Source organism: Fictibacillus sp. WQ 8-8 (assembly GCF_024494405.1).
Lineage (GTDB): Bacteria > Bacillota > Bacilli > Bacillales > Fictibacillaceae > Fictibacillus_C > Fictibacillus_C marinisediminis.
On the sequence record NZ_JAMXKG010000017.1, the window covers coordinates 13,452 to 38,816 of the forward strand.

The following is a 25,365-nucleotide window of genomic DNA, read 5'->3' on the forward strand; positions in this document are numbered from 1 at the left end:
TGATGATGACGAAATCGGCTTTTCATTTCGTTGTATTAAGGAACGGCGGGGCTTTATTATTTAATTAAGGGTATACAAATTAAATATTGTCATTAACGTGGAGTGAAGAACATGTATATATCGGCAAGAGAACGACTGATATTTGAAATCTTATTATCTAAAAAAGAAGAGATGACGGTCAAGGATCTTGCGGATGAAATTGATGTGAGTACCCGGACGATCCACCGTGATCTAAAAGAACTTGAAAATACGCTAAAAGAGTATGAACTGGAGCTGATCAAAAAATCAGGAGTGGGTATACAGATCATCGGGGACGAACAGAGAATGGAAGAACTGAAGCTGGCGCTGTTTCATTTATCGTATAACGAGTACACGCCTGAAGAGCGGCAGACCATGATTTTTTGTTCCCTTCTGGAAGCGAAGGAACCGGTTAAGCTTGTCTCACTGGCTCATGATTTAAACGTGACCATCGCTACGATCAGCAATGATTTAACAAAATTAGAAAGCCGTCTGCTTGAATTTGATCTGACCCTTGTTAGAAAAAGAGGATACGGGGTAGAAATTACAGGGGACGAAAAAGCAAAAAGAAGAGCGATGAGCCAAATCATTGCGCAAAATCTTAACGAAACTGAATTCTTATCACTCGTAAAAGAAAATATCCAGAAAAAATCTCTTCATACGGCTGATTCCATTTCTGAGCGGTTATTGGGACTCGTTGAAAAGAACCGGCTATTGACGGTAGAGAAAGCGATCGAAGAAGTGAATGAAGAGCTTCCCTATCCCATTGCAGACAGTGCGTATATCGGCCTGGTCGTCCATCTGACACTGGCCATCGAACGAATTCTGCAGGGAGAAAACATCAATATGGACGAGGCTTTTCTGGAGACGTTAAAGACTGCACCGGAATATAAGGCAGCTGAAAAAATTATTGAAAAGCTGAAGAAGGTCATTCATGCCGACATACCTGAAGCAGAGGTAGGCTATATTACGATGCATCTGCAAGGTGCCAAGCTTAGGCAGGACAAAGGATACTTGCTGGAGGAGTCGAGTTTTCAAACGGCTTTAAAAGCGAAAAGCCTGATGATGTTTGTCGGTGAAAAGACCGGTATTGAACTTTTAGGGAACGCATCGCTCTTTCAGGGGCTAGTTACGCATTTAAAACCGGCGCTGTACCGGATCAAGCAAAACATGGGGATCTCTAACCCGCTCATGCCCAAGATTAAAAAAGATTATGAAGATCTCTTTCACATCGTACAGGATGGGGCCGCAGCTATTTTTCCGGATTTGCATATTCCAGATGAGGAAGTGGCCTATCTTGTCATGCATTTTGGTTCCGCTTTGATGAACGGGCGCCATGCTGAACGATTGAAAGCTTTAGTGATCTGTTCTACGGGTATTGGGACGTCCAAAATGCTTGCGACTCGACTGAAACGGGAAATACCTGAAATTAAGGAACTGAAAAATGTATCACTCTTTGAATTGAATGAGATGGACACGGAAGAGTATGATCTTGTCATTTCTACGATACATCTGCCGGATTATCATTCTCCGTATATTGTCATCAGCCCCATCCCTAATGAGGAGGAACTGCAGAAGGTTAAGCAATACATCGCAGAGACAGCCGGAGCACATTCAGAAGAGAAGCGTTCGGCTTTGCTCGAAACCAGCACGGGGGAAAAAGATCCTAAACAGTTTTTGGAAGGGCTGGAGAGCATCAAGAAGTATACCGATGCCATCGTGGACCTCTTACAAGGATTTAAACTGACCCCTGTCCATGGCCGGAAAGGCGTTGAGCTCATCCTAAAGGAAGCCTGTGAAGCTCTGGCTGCAGCAGGTGCCCTGCATAGCAGCGAACAGGTTGCTGCTGCACTGTTTGAACGTGAAAAACTGGGCGGACTTGGGATACCGAATACCGAGCTTGTGCTTTACCATGCACGCAGTGATGAGGTCGTTAAACCTTCCTTTACCATTTATGGGCTGGAAGATGCCGTCAGGGTGCCCGCCATGGATCAGACTGTCATTGAAGCTGACAATATACTGCTTCTGCTTGCGCCCAGCGAGTATTCAAGCCAGGGATTAGAGGTACTCAGCTTTATCAGTTCCATTATTATTGAAAACGAACAAAGCATTGCGCTGTTCGAATCAAAGGATGAACAGAAACTATCGGCCTATCTGGCGGAAAAGTTTGATCAGTTTTATAAAGAAAAACTAACAGAATTAAGGAGAGGATAATATGTCATCAGTGTTAACGAAAGAAAACATCCTATTAAATGCGGAAGTGGAGAGCAAGGAAAATGCGATCCGATTAACCGGAAACCTGTTAGTGGAAAATGGATATGTTGAACCGCAATACATTGAAAAAATGCTGGAGAGGGAGCAGCTGACCTCTACGTATATGGGGAACTTTGTGGCCATCCCGCATGGTACGGAGGATGCAAAGCAAGCGGTCAAGGAGTCAGGGATTGCTATTATCCAAGTGCCGGGCGGAGTGGAATTTGGACCTGGAAATGAAGTGAAACTGCTGATTGGAATTGCCGGAAAAGGCGACGAGCATTTGGAGATTCTTTCACAAATCGCCATTGTTTGTTCTGAAGAAGAAAATGTACTGGGGATCGTAAATGCCGGTTCAAAAGAAGAGATTCTAGACTACTTTGAAGGAGTAAACTAATATGCTGGCTGTACATTTTGGAGCGGGTAACATTGGCAGAGGATTTATTGGCAACTTATTGTTTCAATCAGGCTATCAAACAGTATTTGTAGATGTAAACCAGGAAATCGTAGACTTATTGAATGAAAAGAATCAGTATACTGTAGTTCTTGCGGATAAAAGCCAGGAAGAACTTCAGATCAGGAATGTATCAGCGGTTAACAGCGGAACAGATCCTGATCAGGTAATTGAGCTCATCGCAAATGCGGACCTGGTAACAGCAGCAGTTGGACCAAACATTCTTCCGTTTATCGCTGGCTCCATTGCTGAAGGACTTCGTAAAAGAATAGCAGCAACTAACGCTCCTTTAAATATCATCGCCTGTGAAAACATGATCGGCGGAAGTACACTTTTAAAAGAAAAAGTTTACGAGAAATTGGAAGAAAGCGAGAAGCAGCTGTTTGATTCCCGCTTTGGATTTCCGGATGCAGCGGTTGATCGCATCGTTCCCAATCAGTCCAATGAAGATAAACTGATGGTTAAGGTAGAACCTTTCTATGAGTGGGCAGTAGATGAGACGAAAATCATCGGGAGCAGACCTGAAGTCGAAGGAATCACCTATGTAGAGGATTTGAAACCGTATATTGAGCGAAAGCTGTTCACGGTGAACACTGGACATGCAGCAGCTGCATACATCGGGTATCAAGCTGGCATGCGAACCATTGATGAAGCGATGAAAATCAAAGAACTGCAAGAACTGATTCAACAAACGCTGCAGGAAACAGGACGCATGCTCGTCAGCAAATATGCCTTTGACCCTGATGAACATCAGAAATATATCGAAAAAATTGTAAATCGTTTTGTGAATCCTTATATCACGGACGAGGTGACGAGAGTTGGACGTTCTCCGATCCGTAAACTTGGACCGGCAGACCGTCTTGTGAGCCCAGCCGTTCAATATCTTCAGCTGACTGGAGATGTCCCAGTTTCGTTAACAAGAGTCATTGCTTCAGCTCTTCTCTATGATTATAAAGAGGATCCAGAAGCAGTCGCTATTCAAGAAGCGATATATGAAAAAGGTATCGAACGAGCTATAGAGCAGTTTACCGGAATTGAAGCAGGGTCCATCCTGTCTGAAACCGTGCTCAACCACTATCATCAATTAAAATCGGGCATCACAATAAAGTAAAAAGAACAAAAAGCAGTGGATTCCTTAAGGGAGATCTCACTGCTTTTCTGATTTTAAAACACTCTCCCTGTACTTACGACGGTTTGACCGCCAGTCTCCTTTAAAATTCGGTTTAAATCGGTAAGTATGGCACCTACATCCCGCAGGATCGTCAATGACTCGTAGCGTTTTAGAATGAAAAGACAATGAGACTGAATTTCCTGTGCTTCTTTTACAGTTGAGATGAGTTTTAACAAATTTTCGGCGGATGGATCAATGACCGTCATTCCATAATGAGCAATACAGTCTGACGTATGTTCAATGGCCAAATTTAACTGCGTGATTTCTTCAGAGGCGGCATGATCATCAAGATTAGTGGAAAGATCCCGAATCCCGCGGGCAATGCCGCGAATCTGCAGTGTAATGTGATTCAGATGCTTCATTCCGGTTTCAAGGTGCTCCAGCCGTATGCGCCGCTTCGTAAAGAAAGGGGTGAACCGGAGATTTTGACTGGCGAGAACAACAGCTTCAATGCCTTTCTCGTTCTGCTCTGTCAGTTCTTTGACCTCCTGCTGGATCTCTCGGCGGTGAGAGAGCGTCCTGTCCCAAAGGAGAACAAGATTTTTTAAGGTTATGGATGCCTTATTCGATAACTTTAAGAGCAGCTCTTCTGCAGCAGGTATCGTGTTGGGAGGGACGAGCAGAGCATTTGTCAGTACTGCGATGGCTGAACCGATGATCGTTTCCACAATACGGCTGAGGGCATAACCTTGTCCAAACGCGAGGACAAGAATGGAACTTACTGACACCTGAGAGACCACCTGAGATGGCATCCGGAAGGCCGTTGTTACTGCCATGCCGACCAATACGACTAGAAGGATAGATCCCGCGTTCAATTTTAGCCAGTGCCCAATCAGCATGCTGATAATGACTCCGCCAATGACCCCGCTCACTCTATAGATCGCCTTTTCCATCGATCCAGCAATAGTGACCTGCATCGTCAGCACAGCTGCCAACGGAGCAAAGAACGGATAGTCATTTTGAGAGAGATGGGAGGAAACCATCCAGCCAAGGGCTGCGGCGATTGCTGTTTTCAATACTTGTAACGTCAGACCGAGACGTAAAAAGACTTCCAATCCTTTTCTCAATGGCGTTATCCTTTCTGCACATAGTCTTGTAAGTTGTTTTTTCCAAAAAGGCTTGAGCTGAAACCTGTTCAGCAGCCTTACCTGTTTACAGTATAACCTTGTTTCTTAGTAAATGATGCAGTTCTATACTCTCTGCAAACGGTTCTTGACTTTTTCCAGAAAAATGAATATATTATTTCTTAATCCAATATAGAAGAAGCGTTGAAAAGGATTAGTAGAATGTAGTGGTTTTTTTCCTTCAGAAAAAAACTTTGTCTTTCCAAAGAGAGGAAACTTACAGCTGAAAGGTTTCCGGGAGACAGCATTCGAACCTGCCTTGGAGTTCGGCATCGTTCATAAGATGTCTGCGGAAAGTGCCGTTACCAAAATGAGTGTACAGAGTGAATTCGTCTGTAAATAAGGGTGGTACCACCAATACCCCGGTCCCTTTTAAAGGATCGGGTTTTTTGCGTTCTTTTTCACGGTTTTTACAATAGAAAGGAAGAGATAATGATGCGTAAAGAAAAAAAGCTGGTTGAAGAAATTACTGCCATGGAAGATGATTTTGCACAATGGTACACTGACGTCGCCCGTAAAGCGGATCTCGTCGATTATGCAAGTGTAAGAGGATCCATGATCATCCGTCCATACGGATATGCGATCTGGGAACATATCCAAAAAGAACTCGACCGCCAGATTAAGGATACCGGTCATGAGAATGTCTATCTTCCATTGTTTATACCAGAGAGCCTCCTTCAAAAAGAGAAAGATCATATCGAAGGATTTGCTCCTGAAGTGGCATGGGTTACACACGGGGGAGAGGAGAAGCTTGCGGAGCGCCTCTGTGTCCGTCCGACTTCTGAAGTGCTTTTCTGCGAGCATTATGCGAACATCATTCATTCATATCGCGACCTTCCAAAGCTGTATAACCAGTGGGGCAATGTTGTTCGCTGGGAGAAGACCACGCGTCCTTTCCTTCGCTCTCTTGAATTTCTTTGGCAGGAAGGCCACACGTGCCATGCGACCGATGAGGAAGCGGGAGAGGAAACCCGAAGGATGCTTGAAGTTTATGCGGATGTATGTGAAGAGTATTTAGCGGTGCCTGTACTTCGCGGCCGGAAAACAGATAAAGAAAAGTTTGCCGGAGCGAAGTTCACACTGACGATTGAAAGCTTGATGCATGACGGAAAAGCATTGCAGACAGGAACATCCCATCACCTGGGAAGCGGATTTGCTGAAGCATTTGGCATTCAATACACCGACAAGAAAGGGAAACTTCAGCACGTACACCAAACGTCCTGGGGAATCACGACTCGCCTGATCGGTGCATTGATCATGGTGCACGGAGACAACCGAGGGCTTGTTCTTCCACCAAAAATCGCTCCAGTCCAAGTGATGGTCATCCCGATTGCTCAGCATAAAGAAGGGGTGCTCGACAAAGCGTATGAGCTTAAAGACCAGCTGAACAAAACGGTCCGTGCGGGGATTGATGCATCCGATAAGTCACCGGGATGGAAATTCAGCGAGCATGAGATGAAAGGTGTACCACTTCGCATTGAGATTGGCCCGAAAGATATCGAAAAGAATCAGGCCGTTGCGGTCCGCAGGGATACAGGAGAAAAAATCTTCCTTTCTCTTGATGAACTGAAAACACGTATTCCGCTTCTGCTGGAAGAAATCCAAAAAGGTCTGCTGCAAAAAGCAAAGGCACACCGCGAAGAGAAAACGAACATCGCCCTCAGCATGGACGAATTCAAAGCGGTGCTGGAATCTAATCCTGGTTTCATTAAAGCCATGTGGTGCGGAGACCGTGAGTGTGAGGATCAAATAAAAGAAGAGACAGGCGCGACTTCCCGCTGTATGCCATTTGAGCAGGAAGTTATTTCGAAAACGTGTGTTTGCTGCGGACAAGAAGCGGAAGAGCTTGTCTATTGGGCAAAAGCTTATTGATCGATTCCTATATAGTTTTAATATAAAACAAAAAGGGAATGTACCGAATTACAGTTAAGAATTTTGCTTCTAGAAACCATGGAAGCACAATAAACTACAGTTATCCATTTAAAAAACTTCACAAAATTTTTTGACTACTCAGGCAACAGGCGTTATAATCATTGAAAAGGAAGTGAGAACAATGAATACTTTAAAAAAGATAGTTGTTCGCGTAATAGGATCTAATCTTCTAGTGCTTTTCGCCATTTTACTTCTTCCGGTGTTCCTGCTGACTGACAATGTCAATGTGTTTCAAGATCTTGTAGACTATATTTTCAAGCCAGATTAATAATTAAACACCACCAACTGTGTGGTGTTTTTTGTTGAGTAAAAGTACATAGTTGAAAAAAACAAAGAGCAAGGAGAGAATGCAATGGCAAAAGTCATCGTGCTGTTGCTTGCTTTGTTTTCCGGAATGGGGCAAAGCATGCAGGCGGCTGTAAACGGAACGCTTGGAAAGAAGATTGGTTCAATCGAAGGTGCTTTCGTTTCCTTTTTTACGGGAACCGTGATGCTCCTTATTTTTATGCTGATTTGGGGGAACGGCAGTCTCAGTACAGTGTGGAACGTTCCAAAATGGAACCTTATCGGGGGTGTGCTGGGGGCCATCTATGTATTTATAGTTATCATGGCTGTTCCGAAGATTGGAGTAACAAGTGCCATTACGGCAGTCATCATTGGCCAACTGATCATGAGTGTTGTCATTGACCATTTTGGATGGTTTGGCAATGAACCTGTCCAATTTACGTATAAAAGGATGATCGGGCTCGTTCTAATGTTTGCCGGCCTCTATTTTGTTTTCTCGGACAAGCATTAAGCACAAGTAGTTTCTAAATAAAAGCATTGTTTAAAAAAAATTGCTGTGATAAATTTTTAAATAGAGCTACTTTTCAGTTACTTATCCATTGGTAAGATAGCCGGGGAGCAGCATTTTTTATATTCAATCTGAAAGCGTTAACAAAGGGAGAAGTATCGAAAGGGAAAAAGGGGGAGAAACAATGGAATATGGGGTAATAGTGTCCATCGGCATTTATATGGCCGGGATGCTGCTGATCGGCTGGTTTGCTTACCGAAGAACAGCGAACTTGACTGATTATATGCTGGGAGGCAGAGATTTGGGGCCTGCCGTCACAGCACTGAGTGCGGGGGCATCTGATATGAGCGGCTGGCTGCTCATGGGTCTGCCGGGAGCAATGTATGTTTCCGGTTTAAGTGCGGGGTGGATCGTTGTTGGTCTGACAGCGGGTGCCTATTTAAACTGGCTTTTTGTTGCACCACGCCTTCGTACGTATACGGAAATAGCAAATAATTCTATTACTATTCCGGATTACTTTGAAAATCGATTCAAGGATACATCCCGAATTCTAAGAATTACATCAGCAATTGTTATTTTGATTTTCTTTACGTTTTATACTTCATCTGGAATGGTTTCAGGCGGCGAACTATTTAAGACGGCTTTCAATCTCGATTACACATGGGGAATTTGGCTGACCGCCAGTGTCGTGGTTCTGTATACGCTGTTTGGCGGTTTTCTTGCCGTCAGCTGGACAGATTTTGTTCAAGGGACGATCATGTTTATTGCGTTAATCCTCGTGCCGGTCGTAACAATCTTTCAACTCGGCGGGACAGGGCCAACTTTTACAGAAATTCAATCCATCGATCCGAAATTGCTCGACGCCTTTAAGGGGACAAGCTTGATCGGAATCGTTTCTCTCTTAGCGTGGGGACTTGGTTATTTTGGACAGCCTCATATCATCGTCCGTTTTATGGCCATTTCTTCTGTCAAGCAGATGAAAAATGCGCGAAGAATCGGAATGGGCTGGATGATTTTCTCCATTGTTGGAGCAATGTTTACAGGTCTGGTTGGTATTGCATATTTCAATCTTAACGGCGGAGGGCTTGGTGAGAAAAAGGCTGAAACCGTATTTATCGTGCTATCGGAAGTGCTGTTTCATCCGCTGATTACGGGATTCCTGCTAGCCGCTATTTTAGCAGCGGTTATGAGTACGATTTCATCACAGCTGCTTGTCACATCGAGTGCTATGACAGAAGACTTTTATAAAGCGTTCTTTAAGCGATCCGCTTCAGACAAAGAACTTGTATTGGTCGGACGCCTTTCTGTATTGGCGATCTCAGTGATCGCTTTAGTTCTTGCTCTTAATCCGAATAAAACCATCCTTAACCTTGTTGGCTATGCGTGGGCAGGATTTGGAGCGGCGTTTGGACCGGTCGTTCTTCTAAGTTTATACTGGAAAAGAATGACGAAATGGGGAGCCTTTTATGGCATGCTTTCGGGTACACTGACCGTTATTATCTGGGAGCAAATTAAAGCGTTTGAAGCAGTGTACGAGATTATTCCAGGCTTTATCGTTTGCTCCGTCGTTATTGTAGCGGTCAGCATGATGACAGCAAAACCATCTGCTGAGATCGAATCAGAATTTGAAGAAGCACAAAAGATTGCATAAGACGTATGAAAGGCCGTCCTGTCTGACAGGGCGGCTTTTTTAAATTTCTGGAAAATTCAATCTTGACCGGAACCGCCATTCTGTCATATAGTTATCATCGTGAACAGTTCAATTCTTGAACTAGTTATAGTCTAAGTCGGAAAATGGGTGAATACAGTGGATGTTGGGAAATGGCAAAGCATACTTGGCCGGTATGAAGCGGCTTCCTTTACAGTAAATAAAAGGTTCGGTGCCCTGATCAAGGAGCAGCTTCAGGATGTGCTGACGAATGACCAGCACATGACATTGAGCTATATTAAAAGATTCGGATCCTGCACGACGACTGAGCTGGCAGAGGCGTTTTGTGTACATAAGAGCGCCATTACAGCTATTGTTACGCGGCTGGCAGAGAAAGGATATATCGATCGGATAAGAGACCAAAAGGATAGAAGAATTGTGTACTTGTCTTTGACAGAAGAAGGGTTAAAGGTCTTTCAATGGGCAGATGAGAAAGTTTTTGAGGTGGTTGCTCCTTTTCTTAAGGTGTTCAGTGAAGAAGAGATTGAATCGTTCTTGAACCTGTACGAGAAACTGGCATCTGTATTGAATGAGGAGTAGGGGAGGAGAGAAAGAATGAGAGCGGTGTTAAAAGGAAAGTGGATCATTGCAGCAGTCTGGCTGGCACTTGTCGTTGTGCTGGCGCTGCTCGCACCTAATATGGCAGACCTGGTGAGGGAAAAGGGGCAGATTAATGTTCCAGACGGATATTCGTCGAGCTATGCCCAAAAAATGCTGAATGATTTGGATAAAAAAGAAAAATCGGCGGATGAATCGCAGGTTGCCCTTGTGTTTCACAGCAGTAAAAAACTGACTGAAAACGAAAAAAACGAGGTCAAAAGCGCTGTAGCGAAACTGGAACAGGATAAGAACGACCTTGGGATCAGCGAAGTGTTATCACATTTCAAAGAAAAAGAGCTGAAAGACCAGCTTGTGTCAAAGGATGGAAAGACCATCCTTTCCTTAGTCACGGTAAAAACAGGCGACAAGGAGCCGGCTGACATTTCAAAATCACTCTACAATGAATTAAAAGACGTAAAAGTACCGCATTATTACACAAGCAGCTGGATGATTGACGAGGATGTGGTCGCAAGTTCTCAGGAAGGGCTCAAAAAAACCGAATACATAACGGTCGTCTTCATTCTTGCCGTTCTGTTCGTTGTTTTCCGTTCGTTTATTGCACCGCTAGTCCCGCTTGTTACCGTTGGAATCAGCTATGTTGCGGCACAGTCGATCGTAGCTTTTTTAGTGGATAAATGGAACTTCCCTCTGTCCACGTTTACACAGATCTTTCTTGTCGCGGTCTTGTTCGGCATCGGAACAGATTATTGCATCCTGCTTCTCAGCCGCTTTAAAGAAGAGATGGGCCGGAATGAGAGTTTACTGGATGCCATTATCACCACGTACAAAACGGCGGGAAGAACCGTATTTTTCAGCGGTCTTGCTGTGATGATCGGCTTTGCAGCCATCGGTTTCTCAACTTTTAAACTCTATCAGTCTGCTGCAGCTGTTGCAATTGGAGTCGCGGTGCTGCTTCTGGCATTATTGACGCTCGTTCCGTTTTTCATGGCGGTGCTCGGCACCAAGCTGTTCTGGCCGTCTAAAGCCGCGATGGAGCATAAACAAAGCAGGATTTGGGGAGCTGCAGGGTCGTTCTCCTTTAAACGCCCGCTCGTTACGCTTCTTATCGTAGCCGCCATCGTCACTCCTTTTCTTGCAACTTATGATGGAGATTTGTCCTTTAACTCTTTGGATGAGATCGGCGATAAATATAACTCGGTAAAAGCGTTTAATGTTATCTCTGACAGCTTTGGTCCAGGAGAATCCCTTCCTGCCAAAGTTGTCGTAAAGAATGATGAGCCGATGGACCGCTCGGAGTATTTGGCAACCATTGAGAAAATCAGCCGTGAAGTCGGACAGATTAAAGGTGTGGACCGGGTGCGCAGTGCCACACGGCCGGTCGGCGAGGAGCTGAAAGATCTCCAGGTTGCTAATCAGGCAGATTCTCTGGATAATGGATTAGAAAAAGGCAACAACGGATTGAAAAAAATCAGCGGAGGATTGGCCGAAGCAAGCACGCAGCTTAGCAATTCCCAGCCCAAGATGAAGCAGACGACAGACGGAATCAGTGAGCTGGTGACAGGCACCAACAAACTTAAAACAGGAATCGGTGACCTGTCCGGCGCGCTTTCCCAGATCGAAAAAGGAATGCGTGACGGCTCCAAAGGCGCAGGAGACCTGAAAAAGGGCGTGCAGCAAGCGAAGTCGAGTGCAGACCTGCTATACCAAAGTAATCAGAAGCTTTTTTCCGGCTATAAAGAAATGGAAAGCGGTCTGGGACAGCTGCAAGGCGGCTATGCCAAAACGGCAAAGCAGCTGAGTACCACCTCAAAAAGTCTTGCCCAACTAAAGGGAAGCTTCACTCATTTAGAAAAAAAATACACGAGTACAGATAAAAGCAAAGACATTAACAGCGATTCTGATTACCAGGCCATCAAAGGCACGTTTACTCAGCTTCAAGACGGCCTAGGCCAGCTGGCAGCGGGTCTGGACCAGTTGAATGGAAATTTGAATAAAGTAAAAACCAACATGGGGAAAGCCAATGACGGCTTGAGTAAAGTAGTCGGCGGCCAAAAACAGCTGGCTGACGGACTCGGCTCGATTTCAGCGGGGATTGGCCAGTTAGAAACAGGAATCAATAAGGCTGCAGACGGACAGAAGCAAGTTATCGGAAAGCTGCCAGAAGTACAGGGCGGTTTAGCTAAAATCGCCGGTGGACAGGAGCAGCTGAAGAGCGGTTTTTCACAGATGGACCGCCAGCTTTCAGAGCTTTCTGACGGGCTTGGGCAAAGCGCGGCAGGCATTAAAAAGGTTTCAGGCGGAATCGATTCTGCCAACGATTACCTTCACTCTCTGTCTTCATCACCCGACCCGGAGATGGCGGGCTGGTTCCTGCCTGAAGATGTACTGAACAACAAGGATTTTCAGCAGGTGTTCGATAACTATATGCCGGGTGACCGCAAACTGACAACGCTTGATGTCATTTTTAAAGAAAACCCTTATTCACAGCAAGCGCTCGGACAGGTGGATGAAATCAAGCAAGCGGTTAAGCGTGCAACAGCCGGTACCAACCTTGAGAATGCACAGGTTGGGATCAGCGGAGTAACAAGCATCTACTCTGATCTGAATGATATCTCGGCTTCTGATTATTCGAGAACGGTTGTTTTAATGTTAGTAGGAATTGCGATTATTCTCATCATCATGCTGCGATCCTTTATTATGCCGCTTTATATTATCGCTTCCCTGGTCTTAACGTATTATACAGCGATGGCTTTTACAGAAACCATTTTTGTCAATGTACTGGGTTATTCCGGCATCAACTGGGCGGTACCGTTTTTTGCCTTTGTTATCTTGGTAGCGCTGGGAGTAGATTATAGCATCTTCCTTATGGACCGGTTTAACGAATACAAGTCACTGTCCGTAAAAGAAGCGATGCTTTCCTCCATGAAGAATATGGGGACCGTCATTATCTCAGCGGTTGTCATTCTCGGAGGAACATTCGCGGCGATGTATCCTTCAGGGGTATTGTCGCTGCTGCAAATCGCGACGATTATTTTAAGTGGTCTATTGCTTTATGCGTTTGTCATTTTGCCGCTGTTTGTCCCGGTTATGGTGAGAACGTTCGGAAAAGCAAACTGGTGGCCATTTATGGATTCAAAAAAAGAATAGAAATATTGATTAAAGCAGCGTACGGAATGTGCGCTGCTTTTTTGACGCCAAAAAAAAGAGACAAGATACAGATCTTGTCTCCAGAGGGTTAGCAGCAGCCTTTAACGCTACTTTCGCCGAAGCCACCAAGAAAGTGTCCGCCGCCAAAGCCAATTGAGCTGCCGATAATGATCAAGAGGATGAACAGGACGACAATGATAGCAAATCCGCCGCCACACCCAAATCCGCAGCCGCCGAAGCCAGGATAACCGTAGCCATATCCGCCTCCGAATCCGCCTCCGAATCCACCAACACCGCCATATCCGCCTCCGAATCCACCAACTCCACCTGGGTAACCGAATCCACCAGGACCGCCGCCATACCCGTATCCATAACCACCAAATCCTTGACGCTTATTTCTTATTCCAGACAATGTGTAGATCTCCTTTCTTCCAACAATTTAAAAGTTACTTGCCCTATAGAGTATGTAAATACGGAAGAAGGGTTTGGACAATTGTCGGGGCAATGGTGGAATTTGTTATATAATAAGGGAGCTGTAAGTTTTTTGGAAATTCAAATGAGGTGAGATCATGCTTGAAAAGGTCAATCAAATTCTGCGGCATAGCTGCCTTCCTGCGTTAAAAGATTCTTCGGATTATTACTTTCTGGGTGAGGGTGCCTGGCACGCCGCTTATCGTGCCGTTCTTTCTGAAGGGGATTATGTAATACGGATACCTAAGCCTGTCGCCTATGATCGAATGGTGGAATATCATGAAGAGAGCTTACTGGCTGAATATGATGGGGCAGAGTGGTATTACAGAACAGCCAACAGGGCAGTAAAGGGAATCTGCCCGGAATTCTACCATTATCATGTATCCCGGGAACTGACTTACACGATTGAAAGTTACATGGGAGAAACTCTTAACCTTTCAGCAGCAACAAAACAGCAGATGTATGACTACGGGTTTCAGTTAGGCTTATTTTATAAAAAGATGGACAGTCTTCCTTTAGAGCGCCAAGGCTTTGGGTATTTAAAATGGAATGGAACAGAAGCGTCGGGTGAACTGGAGGAAGACCCTATTCAATATCTGATTCATGAAAAGGCGGAATATCAGCAGGAGCTTGATAATCTGTTGAGATCTGATCTTCCTTTTCGTAAGAATCTCTTAAAACAAAAAGTAGAAGAACTTCTAAATTTAAGACAGATCGAAAAATTCGGGGTTACACTATCCAATCAGGATACGTCGCCAGAGAACCTCATCATAAATGGCCAACGGGCTAAGCTGATTGATCCGGTCCCTATTATCTACAGTGGGGTCAGCCTTGCTGCTAATCATATACATAACTACGAAGTTACTTTTCCTCTTTATAGGAATGCACCAAGGTACAAGAGACATCAGTTTCATTTATATAAAAATCAGCTGTCGGCAAACAGCCAAGGATTCAGAGAGGGATATGTGGAACAATCAGAAGAGATGGGGTTAGCCCTGGAAATTGAGCGGATGCTGAAGCTATTATCAATGGCTCATGTTCATTATCAAAAGACAGCCAGCAATACACTGAGCAGGGAACAGCAGATCCGGATGGGTAATCTGAACGAGGTGAAAGAACGGCTCATGCTGCTCCTTGGACTGCTCGAAAACTATGAAGTAAGAGATAAAGTAGGCGTACGATGAGTCTTGTGAAGTCATTTGCTGAACAAGTAGACTGGCTGGAGGAACTAAGGACGGTGAAAGAGGAATTGTGGCTTGAGCCTATTTCAAGCGGGAAATGGTCAATAGGTGAAGTGGTTTCTCATTTTAAAGCATGGGACTTGTTCGTGATCCACCACCGTTTTCCTTATTTTCTGGAACATCAAACTTTCCCGGAGAATGAGATCGATGCGGAGAAGATCAATCAGGACGCCGCTCTTTATGCCAAGTCGGGTGTTTCCAAATCTCAATTGCTTCAGGAAACGATTGAAACAAGGGCCAGTCTGGTCCAGCAGCTACAAATGATTCCGGAAGAATGGTGGATTCAGTCTTTTTACTATAAAAACAAGACACTGACGCTCGCCGCTTATATTGAAGGATTGTCAGAGCATGACAAGCACCATCAGAATCAGATCAGCCTCTTTCTGCAAAAGACAGCCAATCATGCAGGGTAATGGATTGCCATGATGGGGAAAGATGGCGCAGGAGATCGAATTTCCCCGGAAATGATCGACAGAATCAGGAGGAATGAGAAAACGAAACACCCTGCTTTAGAGAAACAGGGTGCTAAAGGGACAACCTTTTCAATTCTTGCTCGAGCCTTCCTGTCAGGGTAAAGAAAAACATCTTAAAGTCTGCGCGTAATGACCAAAGGGGATGCCCGAATGTAGCCGGCTTGTTGCCTTCGATAAAGAAATGACTATACCACGCAAGCCCATAGGCTGTAACGGGAGCCGCCAGTAAAAACCAGGCATTGACCGAAGCACCAAGTGCCAAGAAGATAAATACAAAGGAAGTTCCAAGAAAATGCCAGGCCCTTGTGCTTTTCTTGGAATGCTGAGTTAAATAGAATACCCAAAATTCATCAAATGTTTTTAGTTTGTTATCCTGTAGAATACCTGGTTGCATAAAAATCAGCCTCCTAATCATCTTTTCTTTATGTACTTCGGTATAGGTTAGGTTTTTCCTTTAATAAGAGCTTCGTCACTTCATCAGGTGACGCTCTTAGCTTTTGATAAACGCAAGGTTAGTATTTTGTCAGACGGGTAAATTAAATAAGACATGCGTAACAGACAAAAAGGAAGGTGCCAAAAAATGTTAAAAACACAAACAGCCGAACGCGTAAATATACTGTATTCACTATTAGGGCAGCAGCTTGAAGAGAAGGAATATAACAAAGATCGTCTGCAAAAAATAACCGAACTTTGCCAGCTGTTAAAGGAAGACGTTGAAGTTGGCGAACAAACTTCTGAAGTTTTTAATGACATTGTGGCCGTTGGGCAGGACGCTCTCGAAACCCAAGGGGATAAAAAAAGTTTCCTTCATTCAAAGGAAAAAGAGTTAAACGAGTATTACGAGCATCTCAAAAAACTGTTGGAGGAGCAGTAATGTTTTAGATGCATTGAACAAGGGTACATGCTTTAATAGAACTTTATTAAAACTTGGAGGGATTACGATGGATCAGAAAAAAGTCATTGGTGTTTTTTCGACAGAAGAAGAAGCCGTATCAGCGATTAATTCTTTACGGGAAAGAGGCTATGATGAAGGGGACATCTCAGTAATCGCCCAGGATAAAGAAGAACGGAGACACATTGAAGACGAAACAGGAACAAAAGCAGGTGAAGGAGCAGCAGCGGGTGCTGCGACCGGCGGTGTGCTAGGCGGTGTAGGAGGCTTGCTCGCAGGTATTGGCGCACTCGCTATTCCTGGGATTGGTCCGATTGTAGCTGCCGGTCCGATCGCAGCTACCCTTGGCGGAGCAGCCATCGGTGCAGGTGCAGGTGGACTTGTGGGTGCATTGGTTGGTATGGGTATTCCTGAAGAGGAAGCAGAAGAATACCGGAACTACGTAGAAAATGGGAAAATTTTAGTAATGGTGGATGCTGATGCTGAGCGCCGGGAGCATGTGTACGACACATTCCGGAACAACAATACGCTGAACTCCCGCTATTATGAAAGAAACTTGCCTGGAGGAGACAGCGGTAGAATCTATTAACAAGTGGCACGCGGTAAGGCAACAGTTTGAAAAGTTTAGGTTGGAGCTAAAGCTGGAATGCTTTAGCTTCTTTTTGTTTGTTCATCGGTCTATTTGTCGAAGGATAATAGTTGAAGAGGATGGGAAGTTATGTAAAAATAAAATAAAACGACTAGTCATTTTTATTGGAGGTATAAGATTATGGTTTCCATTAAAAGGTTGAATACACTCAATTTTCAAGAGGCTGCTGATTTATTTAATGAAGGTTTCAAGCATTATTTTACAGATATCACGTTAACTGTCGATTCGCTGATTAAAAAACTGGCCAATGAAGATCTCTCTCCTGAAAAATCAGTGGTCGCCTTTGATCAGGAAAAACCGGTTGGCTTTGTCATCAACGGATTCAGAACTGTAAATGGTCAAAAGATTTCCTGGAATGGCGGAACGGGCATCATACCTGAATACCGGGGCAAGGGTATAGGCAAAGAGATGATAACCGCTTGTATGGATATTTATGAAGAAGAAGGAGTAGAACTGCTGCTTCTTGAAGCGATTTCTGAAAATACAAGAGCCATCAAGTTGTATGAGAGCATGGGTTACAGCATATTTGATGAACTTACTTTCCTCGTAAATAATGAGCCTCTCTCTGAGGGCGCCTTTTACTTTGAAGGTGATTATGACTTGATTCACGGAATTCCGCAGGATGTAAGGGATATTGAATTTTATCAGCATATGACACCATGGCAGACACAGTATCAGAGCCTTAAAGACAGTGAATCGCTCATTGTAAAATGTGGCCAGGAAACGGTTGGCTATGCTGTGTTCAAACGTACGAAAAATGCGGAAGGAAAGATTGAGGGCATCGCACTTTATCAGTGTGAAGCAAAACCAGGATATGAGAAAGCGTATGATGTTATTCAATTTATGCTTCGTTCCGTTTATAGTCCTGCTGAACCTGCCTGCCGCCGCATGACCGTAAACTTTTCAAAGAGCAATAAGCTGGTTTGTGATGCCCTTTCTAAAGAAGGTTTTACAGTGATGATCGAGCAGGTCCATATGTCCAAAGCGGTACGTACACCGTCCAGCAGCGAAACAGAAACAAAAGCAGTACAATCATAAATAAAGGGTTTCGTAATTTTCATGCAGAAAAAGGTGTGCATACAACCACGAGATCAAAACATTGGGGGAAAGAGCATGCCAAAGGTTTCAGAAGAATACAAAGAAGAGAAGAAGAACAGGATTCTGGAGAGTGCCCTTCGCTGTTTTGGCGAAAAAGGGTACGAAGCGACCATTATTGATGATATTGTGAGAGAATCCAATTTGAGCAAGGGCGCCATCTACAATTACTTTAACAGCAAGGAAGAAATTTATCTTCAGCTCCTTCAGGGGCGAACGAAGGATTTCTTCTCAGAGGTAGAGAGTGAATATCATAAGCGATCAAGTGCAACAGATAAACTGCGTTTTTTATTTGAAAGGTTCCAGAATCAGCCGTTAACTGATGAGCGCAGGAAATCCATGAGGTTATATACGGAATTCTGGCTGTACAGCGCCCGTCAGGAAGATCTAAAGAAACTGATGGAAGAAAGGTACCTGCAATTTACTGGGTTTATAAAAGACATTATTAAAGAAGGACAAGAGACCGGAGAGTTCAACGAACAGGTCGATTCTGAGTTTATTTCTCAAATTTTTTGGGCGCTCAGGGACGGCAACGTTCTTCATTACTCTCTGCTTGGAGAAGAAGAACAGTATAAAAAAACGTGGGAAATGATTGAGGGGTTTTTTATTGGCTGCTTAACCACACCAAAGAATCGGGAGTAGAATCCCGATTTTTTTTGTGGAGAAAAAGAGAATAATTTCCCGGGATATAAAAGATTTTGTCGAATGGAGGCAGGGTCAACTCGCGAGGATAGGCCAGAACGGAGAGCATGTCAAAATACCCCGATATTTCTATATTAATAGCGACTGGTTATGCATTGTAATTTACAAAAATTGGAGTACACTTAAGTTTGGGTTTTTTTTTGAAACCTTTTACTTCAAAACAACGACTAAAAAAATAGATAGATAGGGGGGCAACGCAGTGAAAGACTCGTTTGACCGGCTATATGAGGAATACCATCATTCCTTGTTTCAGTTTGTTTTCTACATGGTCAGAAACAGGGAGGCGGCAGAAGATATTGTACAGGAAGTGTATATAAAAGTTCTCAAAGCCTATGAAACATTTGAAGGTAAAAGCTCTGAAAAGACATGGCTTTATTCAATAGCAAGGCATGTCACCATTGACTGGATCCGCAAGCAGAACCGCCGGAAGAAGAAACTCCTGTTTTTTACTTTATCGGAGAACGAGAACCAGCTTGCGGATCTCCAGCCCCTGCCGGATGAATTTGTCACCCAGAAGGAATCGGTCAAAGAGTTATATCACGCGTTAAAAAAATGTACGATACAGCAGCAGCAAGTGCTAATCCTCCGCTATATCCAATCGCTCTCCATCGCGGAAACTGCTGCAGTGCTCGGTTGGACAGAAAGCAAAGTGAAAACAACACAACACCGGGCGATCAAGGGACTAAAAGGTCTTTTGGATCAGACGTCAGGCCAGGAGGAGGAACGGAAAGATGGAATCGTCTAAATGGACGGAAGAAGAAATACAAAAGCAGCTTGAAAAGATGCCCCCTGTTAAAGACAAGCGCTCCCGTGAATTAATATTTCACGAGATAGAAGGAAGACTGGAAGAATCCAAGCATAGTAAGAAGATCACAAGAACCTGGATTATGCCGGGGCTTGCTGCCGCCTGCTTGCTGGCCATCATCATGATCCTGGTGCCAGGCACCTTGTTTAAAAAAGAAGTCTCGGCGCCATCATTGCATGAGAATTCCATGGATAACAAAATGGCCGGAAAAGCAAAAGATCAGGTCAAAGAACCCAGTCCGGCGGCCCAGCCGAAGCAGTCAGTGAAAACAGCACGTTTGGAAGAACAAAAGAAACCTGCGGCTCCTCAGGAACGGGTGAAGCCATCAGGTCCAGCAAAGCCTGAAACAAGTGCTGATACTCCTGTACAGCGAAGCAAGGTTAAGGTTGTTGCACCTCCAACCGTTTCCATTACGGCTGCTGTTGAAAGCGGAAAATACCATCCTCCGATGACAATGAAAGCTCTCAATCAGCAGCTGTCTTCAGGAAAATCGGTGGTGACGGTAGCCTATAGTGACGAACAGGCGCAGTTCGTTGTGCCGGTATCTTTCCTCGTAAATGGGAAGGGAACATACGTGGATAAGGTGGAGAATGTGCTAGGAAGCTTTAACCCAGAGAGAGTGGGGCTTCAGCCGACCTTTCTGAACAAGGCGAAGCTTACTGAAAAAGAGGGATCGGTAGTAGTGGATCTGCCCCCAGGTTCGGTTTCTTCTGCAGAAGAAGCACTGCTTCCAAAAATTTTAAACTATACCTTTGCGTACAACAAGGAATACTCCAACGTGAAATTTATGACAGACGATAAGCCAGGCTATGAATTTTCCAATCTTGGACCAAAAGAGGAAATGGACATTAATAGGAGCATTGGAGGAGCCAGCTATCTCTATACTTCTCCATCAGGTGATGAGTTTCTGGTGGAAAGCAATGCGACGAGCTTTGCAGATTCTGCCGGAAGCCTGCAGGGAGCATTGGAGCAGCTGAGCAAGGGTTATAAGGATCAGAAACTTATGCCGGCGGTTCCCGATGGTATTAAGCTTACAGCGACCAGGTCGGGAACAATGACCGCGATCCGGGTGGATGGAAATGATTTGAAAAATGATGAGGAAACAAGAAAAATGATGGATGCCATCTTAGTGACGGCTAAGAACTATGGAAGCCAGTCTGTTTCGGTGACCAATACTGACCTTGAAGCTGTTGGACCCTATGACCTTGAACAGCCAATTGATTATGTGGCTGGTGTTAATTTTATGAACGTTAAATAATTTTCCAATATATGTAACCTTTTGATCGGCAGGGCGTCTAATACGTTGGAGCGAGGAAAAGAAAACATGGCTTCGTCTTCCAATCCATTTCAGGAGGTAAATGATGATGAAACGAGTAATAATGTCACTTGTATCGTTGGGAACGGCTATAGGAATTTTATTGGGAGGAACCCATATTGCCAATGCTTCGCCTTCCTATGATCAGGAGGTAACCGCAACAGCAAAACACTTTGTGGGAACTCCTTTTAAATGGGGAGGTACAACACCAAAAGGCTTTGATGCATCTGGGTATACTCAATATGTTTATAAGCATTCTGCAGTTAACATGACTTTGCCAAGGACTTCTGCTGAGCAGTATAAAACAGGTACAGCAGTCAAAAAAGAAAATTTAAAACAGGGAGACATTGTTTTCTTTAAAACAGATGGCAAAAAAGTATCCTTTTCAGGCATATACCTTGGAAACAGTGAATTTGTCGGGGCAACCTCCAAAGGAGTAAGAATCCAGTCTCTTAAAACAAAGTACTGGAAAGACGCTTATGCAGGAGCTAAACGGGTATTAAAATAAAACGGATAAATAATCAGGCTGAAAAACAGTCCTGATTATTTTTTTGTTTAGTACCTTGCAATGTACAGTAGTGGATGATACTCTATAGTGAGTAAAGCAATTAATTGGAAAATAAGCCAATTATCTTCCATGGACAGAAAACAGAAAAAGATGGAGACAGATTGGAAGGCGGCGGGAAACAAATGAATGCCCAGTTTAAAAAAGGAATATTAGAGTTATGTGTTTTAGTGCTTACTGCCAAAAGCGACAAATATGGATATGAACTCGTACAGATGATCTCTGAGAAATTTCATATTGCCGAAGGAACGGTCTATCCTCTTCTTAGGAGACTGACGAAAGAAGGTTATTTTTCCACCTATTTAAAGGAATCTTCAGGCGGTCCTCCACGTAAATATTACACGCTGACAGAAGAAGGAAACCGTTATATGGAGTCCTTGGTAGGCGAATGGAAGATGTTTTATGAAGGGGTTAATCAAATTATTGAGGAGGGGTTAGCGGATGGTGCAAAATGAATTTTTGTCACAGCTGAAGGATCAATTGAAGGAATTGCCTGAAGCAGACCGCCAGGACATTTTATATGACTATGAGGAGCACTTCAGGCTGGGCTTGGAAGAAGGAAAAACAGAAGAGGAAATCGCAGCTTCGCTCGGCCAGCCAAAAGCGATTGCGAAAGAAGTGAAAGCAGAATTTCGTGTGAAGGAAGCAAAATCTAAGCCATCGTTTGAATCCGTAGTAAAAGCGGTTCTATCTACCGTCAGTCTTGGTTTCTTTAATCTTATCTTTATATTGGGGCCGTTCTTTGCAGTTGTGGGTGTACTTCTTTCTATTTATGCGGCATCTATTGGCCTGCTGCTGTCCCCAATCGCCGTCTTATTTGGATGGGGGCAACTAGGAGGTTCTGCGAATTGGCTGATGGGGTTGTTCTCCATCGTCGCCTTGCTTAGTGCAGGGGTTTTGTTAGGAGTAGCATCCATTGTCCTGACACGATGGTTTGTGAGAGTTCTTATTAAGTATCTGCAATTCAATGTCAATATTATTAAGGGGCGATAGGGATGAATTCAGTGTTGAAAGAAATTACGGTCATTGCAGCAATCGGTTTGGCAGCCGGGTTGATTGGAACCTACAGCATTTATGCTTCAACCAGTCATTCTGTTTTCTCTTCCTTCAACAAAAGCAAAGAAACCGTGCTTTATACTGAAAAAACCTTCAGCAGCGATTCACTTAAATCGGTAGAGCTCACCTCAGATACGGCTGATATTACCGTGAAGAAATCTAACGGACCGATAACCAGAGTGGTTCTTGAAGGCCAAAAGGGCGACAAGAAAGACTACAGCATTCAGGCTGAGCAGAATGGCGGCGTTCTGGATGTGGAGGTTATCGGAAAAAATAAGTTCTTTAACATGGGCTTTCACTGGAGTCCGAAGCTGACGGTGTATGTGCCTGATAAAAAGTATGGCCATTTTAATATTTCAGCTGACACAGGAGATGTAAGTATTAAAGATTTGAAGTCCGATAGGGCAAACATCGAGACGGATACAGGTGACATTGAAGCTTCAGGGAAATTTACAGTAAGCAAGCTGAATGCAGAGAGCGACACAGGAGATTTGTCGTTCAATGACTATCGTGGAACATCTATAGATCTATCAACTGACACAGGTGATATACAAGCCGGCCGCATTTCAAAGAATGCGAAGGTGATGATCAGGACCTCTACCGGAGATATTCAAGGCCTTTCAATGGAAAGTGCCAGCAAGGACGTTCACATTGAATCGGATACAGGAAATGTTGAAATGCAAATGGATCAGGCTCCATCTGATTTTAAGCTGCGTGCATCCTCTGACACTGGCGATGTTGAAGTTTCCCCGGACTGGAAAGTGAATTATGAAGAAAAAAGCGATCACGAGGCTAAAGGAAAAGCGGGTCAGGGAGGATTCAGCGTTACTGTAAAAACGGATACGGGAGATATTTACCTAAAGTAACATAAAAAAGCTCCAGACCGGGTCTGGAGCCTTTTAGTGCTAGATTGCTTTATTCATGTTCACTTTCTTGGAACGAGTACTTTCTTTTTTTCGCGCAAGACCGAGGTAAATGCCTGCCACAATCAGGAGAAGGGCAAGTGCGTGGTACCAGTGAATCTTTTCATTCAAAAAGAGTGAAGCGAAAATTAGGGAGCTGATTGGCATGACGTTTAAGAACAGGGTGGTTTTACTTGGACCAATTTCTGAGATGGCCATGTTCCACCATGATGTACATAGAGCCGTTGCGATACAGCCAGAGAAGGCCATGACACCAAATGAGAACCAGTGAACCTGATAGACGGCAGACTGAACAGGATGAACGGCCCACATGATCATCAGCAGCATGGCACCAAACAAATGGCTGAATGCTGTTACCTGATAAACACTGGCTTGTTTGACCGCCTGTTTGATCAGCAAGCCTCCCGCCACGTAGGCGAGCATGGATAGGAATACGAATAGGTTTCCTTTTATCGCATCTGTACCTGTTGCCCCTGGGTGGCCAACGACAAGAATGACGCCAATAAACCCCATACCGATCCCGATGAACCGCTTGAGTTCGAACTTATCACCGAGAAACAGCATAGCAAGAAGAGCGGTTGTAAGAGGATTAAGCCCCAAAATGAGCGATCCGGCAGAGCCAGTCGTATAGCGCAGGCCCTGGGAGATTAATAGCTGATGCAAAAAGATCGACGTAAACCCGACAAGGAAAATGAGGAACCAGGCAGATGTAGAAAGCTGTTTAATCCCAAGTTTCCACTTCCCGTATGTAAAGAGCATAAGACCCAAAGCTGCCATGGAAATCCTCCAGGCAGAAAGCTGAACCACAGGGAAAATACCCGACAGATACTTGATCATAATGACATTTAATCCCCAAATAACCGTAACTAGACTTAATAAAACAAGCAACAGATAATATCGTTTTTTCTCCATAGTCAAATCCCTCTGTGTTGGTTAGTGAGCTGCTAACCGAATATTAAACCCATTTCAAATATTTGTCTATAACCTGGGAGATGATCGAAGAAAATATTTTTTGGGAATACTGTTAGTAGAATTGAGGTGAACGGTATGACCATTATACGTCTCGGGTATGTGGCGATGAGCATGGAGCTTCAAAATTCCTCTCCGTCGCAAACGATGACTTATGCCCGCTTTTCGCAGATTGAGGACAGGGCAGCAGCGTTAAGAAAACTGGAGCGGATTGCAAATTCCAACCTGAAAAACACGCTAAGGCTACTTATGCACAATGCAGCCAACGATATCCAATTTTACCGGATGACATCAAGGCTTATTCCACTGGCCAACCATAAAGAACTGCTGGATTGGAAGTACATGCTTCCACTAAAAGAGGCGCTGCAGGCAATCGGATCTTTTGCAAAAAAACATCAGATGAGACTGGACTTCCATCCGGATCATTTTGTACTGATCAATTCGACCAAAGATGAGATACTTAAGAATTCCATACAAACGCTGAATCTTCATTATAAGATCTTACGAGGGATGGAGATTGATCCTGTCCACCGATGTGTCATGCATGTTGGAGGCAATTACAAAGAAACCGATGTCGCACTTGAACGTTTCATACATAACTGGATGTATGTTCCGCATCATATTCAGCAAATGATAATGCTTGAGAATGATGATTCCTCATTTACGATGGATGATACCCTTTATCTGTGTGAGAAGCTGGGTATACCGCTCGTTTTTGACTACCATCATCACTTGGCTCATCATCAGAACATCCATTGGGAAGAGAACTGGGATCGTGTCGTTCAGTCATGGGAATATTCGCCCCTTCCGCTGAAAATTCATATTTCCAGTCCGAAAAGCGAGAAAGAATACCGGCATCATGCTGATTTTGTGGATCCTGAAATGTTCTTCCGATTCCTTCAGGGCATAAAGGGAAGCGTGGGGCAGGTCGATTGCATGATTGAAGCCAAGCGAAAGGATGGCGCGCTGTTTCAGCTGATGGAGGATATAAAGAAAAGAAACGATATAGAGATTATAAACGGAGCTTCTTTTTATTTAAAATAACCAG

Annotated in this window: 24 protein-coding genes, 1 pseudogene and 1 other annotated feature; of the genes and pseudogenes, 21 read left to right on the forward strand and 4 right to left on the reverse strand. The window is 44.1% G+C overall.

All coding sequences use genetic code 11. The features are described 5' to 3' along the window. Positions 1-111 precede the first annotated feature (111 nt). The 3 genes from M1K46_RS22165 to M1K46_RS22175 are packed head-to-tail and all read left to right on the forward strand — an operon-like array spanning position 112 to position 3,836. Positions 112-2,232 (forward strand): BglG family transcription antiterminator, encoded by a 2,121-nt coding sequence (locus M1K46_RS22165; protein ID WP_256227736.1) that lies wholly within the window; start codon positions 112-114, stop codon positions 2,230-2,232. A 1-nt stretch (position 2,233) separates the two neighbouring features. After that, complete coding sequence (locus M1K46_RS22170; RefSeq protein WP_053356132.1) at positions 2,234-2,668, forward strand: PTS sugar transporter subunit IIA; 435 nt, start codon at positions 2,234-2,236, stop codon at positions 2,666-2,668. Position 2,669: 1 nt separating this feature from the next. Next, the gene (locus tag M1K46_RS22175) at positions 2,670-3,836 is read left to right on the forward strand and encodes a mannitol-1-phosphate 5-dehydrogenase (protein WP_256227737.1); all 1,167 of its coding nucleotides are present in this window, start codon (positions 2,670-2,672) and stop codon (positions 3,834-3,836) included. A 53-nt stretch (positions 3,837-3,889) separates the two neighbouring features. On the opposite strand, the gene M1K46_RS22180 is transcribed toward M1K46_RS22175, so the two are convergent. Continuing rightward, a complete protein-coding gene (locus M1K46_RS22180; RefSeq protein ID WP_256227738.1) occupies positions 3,890-4,963 on the reverse strand; it encodes an FUSC family protein in 1,074 nt (357 codons plus the stop codon). Positions 4,964-5,155: 192 nt separating this feature from the next. Beyond that, positions 5,156-5,394 (forward strand) — a binding site (T-box leader). 58 nt (positions 5,395-5,452) lie between these two features. Between M1K46_RS22180 and proS the strand changes: the two genes are divergently transcribed. From proS to M1K46_RS22205, 5 genes are all read left to right on the forward strand, one after another. Further along, positions 5,453-6,892 carry a proline--tRNA ligase gene (gene proS / locus M1K46_RS22185; RefSeq protein WP_256227739.1) on the forward strand — a complete coding sequence of 480 codons (1,440 nt, stop codon included), beginning with the start codon at positions 5,453-5,455 and terminating at the stop codon, positions 6,890-6,892. A gap of 412 nt (positions 6,893-7,304) precedes the next feature. Then, a complete protein-coding gene (locus tag M1K46_RS22190; protein ID WP_256227740.1) occupies positions 7,305-7,748 on the forward strand; it encodes a DMT family transporter in 444 nt (147 codons plus the stop codon). A 181-nt stretch (positions 7,749-7,929) separates the two neighbouring features. Continuing rightward, complete coding sequence (putP, locus tag M1K46_RS22195) at positions 7,930-9,396, forward strand: sodium/proline symporter PutP (protein WP_053356127.1); 1,467 nt, start codon at positions 7,930-7,932, stop codon at positions 9,394-9,396. Between the two features lie 156 nt (positions 9,397-9,552). Further along, positions 9,553-9,993 (forward strand): MarR family winged helix-turn-helix transcriptional regulator, encoded by a 441-nt coding sequence (locus tag M1K46_RS22200; RefSeq protein WP_256227741.1) that lies wholly within the window; start codon positions 9,553-9,555, stop codon positions 9,991-9,993. 15 nt (positions 9,994-10,008) lie between these two features. Beyond that, complete coding sequence (locus M1K46_RS22205) at positions 10,009-13,161, forward strand: efflux RND transporter permease subunit (protein ID WP_256227742.1); 3,153 nt, start codon at positions 10,009-10,011, stop codon at positions 13,159-13,161. 88 nt (positions 13,162-13,249) lie between these two features. Here the strand turns inward: M1K46_RS22205 and M1K46_RS25695 are convergent. Continuing rightward, positions 13,250-13,471 (reverse strand): annotated as a pseudogene (locus M1K46_RS25695) (YjcZ family sporulation protein); the annotation flags it as partial. 259 nt (positions 13,472-13,730) lie between these two features. Between M1K46_RS25695 and M1K46_RS22215 the strand changes: the two are divergent. Further along, positions 13,731-14,816: a hypothetical protein gene (locus M1K46_RS22215; protein ID WP_256227743.1), complete on the forward strand. Its 1,086-nt coding sequence runs from the start codon at positions 13,731-13,733 to the stop codon at positions 14,814-14,816. After that, positions 14,813-15,286 carry a DinB family protein gene (locus M1K46_RS22220; RefSeq protein WP_256227744.1) on the forward strand — a complete coding sequence of 158 codons (474 nt, stop codon included), beginning with the start codon at positions 14,813-14,815 and terminating at the stop codon, positions 15,284-15,286. Before M1K46_RS22215 ends, M1K46_RS22220 begins: the two co-directional genes overlap by 4 nt. A gap of 112 nt (positions 15,287-15,398) precedes the next feature. On the opposite strand, the gene M1K46_RS22225 is transcribed toward M1K46_RS22220, so the two are convergent. Continuing rightward, entirely contained in the window at positions 15,399-15,740 is a 342-nt protein-coding gene (locus M1K46_RS22225; RefSeq protein WP_256227745.1) for a DUF962 domain-containing protein, read from the reverse strand. A 186-nt stretch (positions 15,741-15,926) separates the two neighbouring features. Here M1K46_RS22225 and M1K46_RS22230 point away from each other — a divergent pair, with 186 nt between their 5' ends. The 10 genes from M1K46_RS22230 to M1K46_RS22275 all read left to right on the forward strand — a co-directional run bounded on the left by M1K46_RS22230 (position 15,927) and on the right by M1K46_RS22275 (position 23,291). Then, positions 15,927-16,220, forward strand: a complete 294-nt coding sequence (locus M1K46_RS22230; RefSeq protein WP_062240075.1) for a hypothetical protein — start codon at positions 15,927-15,929, stop codon at positions 16,218-16,220. Between the two features lie 67 nt (positions 16,221-16,287). Further along, positions 16,288-16,827, forward strand: coding sequence for a general stress protein (locus M1K46_RS22235; RefSeq protein ID WP_053356120.1), 540 nt, complete (start codon positions 16,288-16,290; stop codon positions 16,825-16,827). Between the two features lie 180 nt (positions 16,828-17,007). Further along, positions 17,008-17,925: a GNAT family N-acetyltransferase gene (locus M1K46_RS22240; RefSeq protein ID WP_256227747.1), complete on the forward strand. Its 918-nt coding sequence runs from the start codon at positions 17,008-17,010 to the stop codon at positions 17,923-17,925. Between the two features lie 75 nt (positions 17,926-18,000). Beyond that, on the forward strand, positions 18,001-18,624 hold the full coding sequence (locus M1K46_RS22245) for a TetR/AcrR family transcriptional regulator (RefSeq protein WP_091010529.1): 624 nt from the start codon (positions 18,001-18,003) through the stop codon (positions 18,622-18,624). 259 nt (positions 18,625-18,883) lie between these two features. Continuing rightward, a complete protein-coding gene (gene sigX / locus M1K46_RS22250; RefSeq protein WP_091010531.1) occupies positions 18,884-19,429 on the forward strand; it encodes an RNA polymerase sigma factor SigX in 546 nt (181 codons plus the stop codon). Further along, complete coding sequence (locus M1K46_RS22255) at positions 19,416-20,747, forward strand: hypothetical protein (RefSeq protein ID WP_256227749.1); 1,332 nt, start codon at positions 19,416-19,418, stop codon at positions 20,745-20,747. Before sigX ends, M1K46_RS22255 begins: the two co-directional genes overlap by 14 nt. Positions 20,748-20,853: 106 nt before the next feature. Beyond that, positions 20,854-21,312 carry a C40 family peptidase gene (locus tag M1K46_RS22260; RefSeq protein ID WP_256227750.1) on the forward strand — a complete coding sequence of 153 codons (459 nt, stop codon included), beginning with the start codon at positions 20,854-20,856 and terminating at the stop codon, positions 21,310-21,312. A gap of 182 nt (positions 21,313-21,494) precedes the next feature. Next, positions 21,495-21,824 carry a PadR family transcriptional regulator gene (locus tag M1K46_RS22265; protein ID WP_248251126.1) on the forward strand — a complete coding sequence of 110 codons (330 nt, stop codon included), beginning with the start codon at positions 21,495-21,497 and terminating at the stop codon, positions 21,822-21,824. After that, the gene (locus tag M1K46_RS22270; RefSeq protein WP_256227751.1) at positions 21,811-22,362 is read left to right on the forward strand and encodes an HAAS signaling domain-containing protein; all 552 of its coding nucleotides are present in this window, start codon (positions 21,811-21,813) and stop codon (positions 22,360-22,362) included. Before M1K46_RS22265 ends, M1K46_RS22270 begins: the two co-directional genes overlap by 14 nt. 2 nt (positions 22,363-22,364) lie before the next feature. Further along, positions 22,365-23,291: a DUF4097 family beta strand repeat-containing protein gene (locus M1K46_RS22275; protein WP_256227752.1), complete on the forward strand. Its 927-nt coding sequence runs from the start codon at positions 22,365-22,367 to the stop codon at positions 23,289-23,291. A 39-nt stretch (positions 23,292-23,330) separates the two neighbouring features. On the opposite strand, the gene M1K46_RS22280 is transcribed toward M1K46_RS22275, so the two are convergent. Next, positions 23,331-24,260 (reverse strand): DMT family transporter, encoded by a 930-nt coding sequence (locus M1K46_RS22280; RefSeq protein WP_256227754.1) that lies wholly within the window; start codon positions 24,258-24,260, stop codon positions 23,331-23,333. A gap of 135 nt (positions 24,261-24,395) precedes the next feature. On the opposite strand from M1K46_RS22280, the gene uvsE reads away from it, so the two are divergent. Next, the gene (gene uvsE, locus M1K46_RS22285; protein ID WP_256227755.1) at positions 24,396-25,361 is read left to right on the forward strand and encodes a UV DNA damage repair endonuclease UvsE; all 966 of its coding nucleotides are present in this window, start codon (positions 24,396-24,398) and stop codon (positions 25,359-25,361) included. The last annotated feature ends 4 nt before the right edge of the window (positions 25,362-25,365 follow it).

Excerpts from the sequence above, each read along its gene's own strand:
- M1K46_RS22165 (WP_256227736.1), top strand. The coding sequence starts at position 112 with ATGTATATATCGGCAAGAGAACGACTGATATTTGAAATCTTATTATCT.
- M1K46_RS22170 (WP_053356132.1), top strand. The coding sequence starts at position 2,234 with ATGTCATCAGTGTTAACGAAAGAAAACATCCTATTAAATGCGGAAGTG.
- M1K46_RS22175 (WP_256227737.1), top strand. The coding sequence starts at position 2,670 with ATGCTGGCTGTACATTTTGGAGCGGGTAACATTGGCAGAGGATTTATT.
- proS (WP_256227739.1), top strand. The coding sequence starts at position 5,453 with ATGATGCGTAAAGAAAAAAAGCTGGTTGAAGAAATTACTGCCATGGAA.
- M1K46_RS22190 (WP_256227740.1), top strand. The coding sequence starts at position 7,305 with ATGGCAAAAGTCATCGTGCTGTTGCTTGCTTTGTTTTCCGGAATGGGG.
- putP (WP_053356127.1), top strand. The coding sequence starts at position 7,930 with ATGGAATATGGGGTAATAGTGTCCATCGGCATTTATATGGCCGGGATG.
- M1K46_RS22205 (WP_256227742.1), top strand. The coding sequence starts at position 10,009 with ATGAGAGCGGTGTTAAAAGGAAAGTGGATCATTGCAGCAGTCTGGCTG.
- M1K46_RS22215 (WP_256227743.1), top strand. The coding sequence starts at position 13,731 with ATGCTTGAAAAGGTCAATCAAATTCTGCGGCATAGCTGCCTTCCTGCG.
- M1K46_RS22220 (WP_256227744.1), top strand. The coding sequence starts at position 14,813 with ATGAGTCTTGTGAAGTCATTTGCTGAACAAGTAGACTGGCTGGAGGAA.
- M1K46_RS22225 (WP_256227745.1), bottom strand. The coding sequence starts at position 15,740 with ATGCAACCAGGTATTCTACAGGATAACAAACTAAAAACATTTGATGAA.
- M1K46_RS22230 (WP_062240075.1), top strand. The coding sequence starts at position 15,927 with ATGTTAAAAACACAAACAGCCGAACGCGTAAATATACTGTATTCACTA.
- M1K46_RS22235 (WP_053356120.1), top strand. The coding sequence starts at position 16,288 with ATGGATCAGAAAAAAGTCATTGGTGTTTTTTCGACAGAAGAAGAAGCC.
- M1K46_RS22240 (WP_256227747.1), top strand. The coding sequence starts at position 17,008 with ATGGTTTCCATTAAAAGGTTGAATACACTCAATTTTCAAGAGGCTGCT.
- M1K46_RS22245 (WP_091010529.1), top strand. The coding sequence starts at position 18,001 with ATGCCAAAGGTTTCAGAAGAATACAAAGAAGAGAAGAAGAACAGGATT.
- M1K46_RS22255 (WP_256227749.1), top strand. The coding sequence starts at position 19,416 with ATGGAATCGTCTAAATGGACGGAAGAAGAAATACAAAAGCAGCTTGAA.
- M1K46_RS22260 (WP_256227750.1), top strand. The coding sequence starts at position 20,854 with ATGAAACGAGTAATAATGTCACTTGTATCGTTGGGAACGGCTATAGGA.
- M1K46_RS22265 (WP_248251126.1), top strand. The coding sequence starts at position 21,495 with ATGAATGCCCAGTTTAAAAAAGGAATATTAGAGTTATGTGTTTTAGTG.
- M1K46_RS22270 (WP_256227751.1), top strand. The coding sequence starts at position 21,811 with ATGGTGCAAAATGAATTTTTGTCACAGCTGAAGGATCAATTGAAGGAA.
- M1K46_RS22275 (WP_256227752.1), top strand. The coding sequence starts at position 22,365 with ATGAATTCAGTGTTGAAAGAAATTACGGTCATTGCAGCAATCGGTTTG.
- M1K46_RS22280 (WP_256227754.1), bottom strand. The coding sequence starts at position 24,260 with ATGGAGAAAAAACGATATTATCTGTTGCTTGTTTTATTAAGTCTAGTT.
- uvsE (WP_256227755.1), top strand. The coding sequence starts at position 24,396 with ATGACCATTATACGTCTCGGGTATGTGGCGATGAGCATGGAGCTTCAA.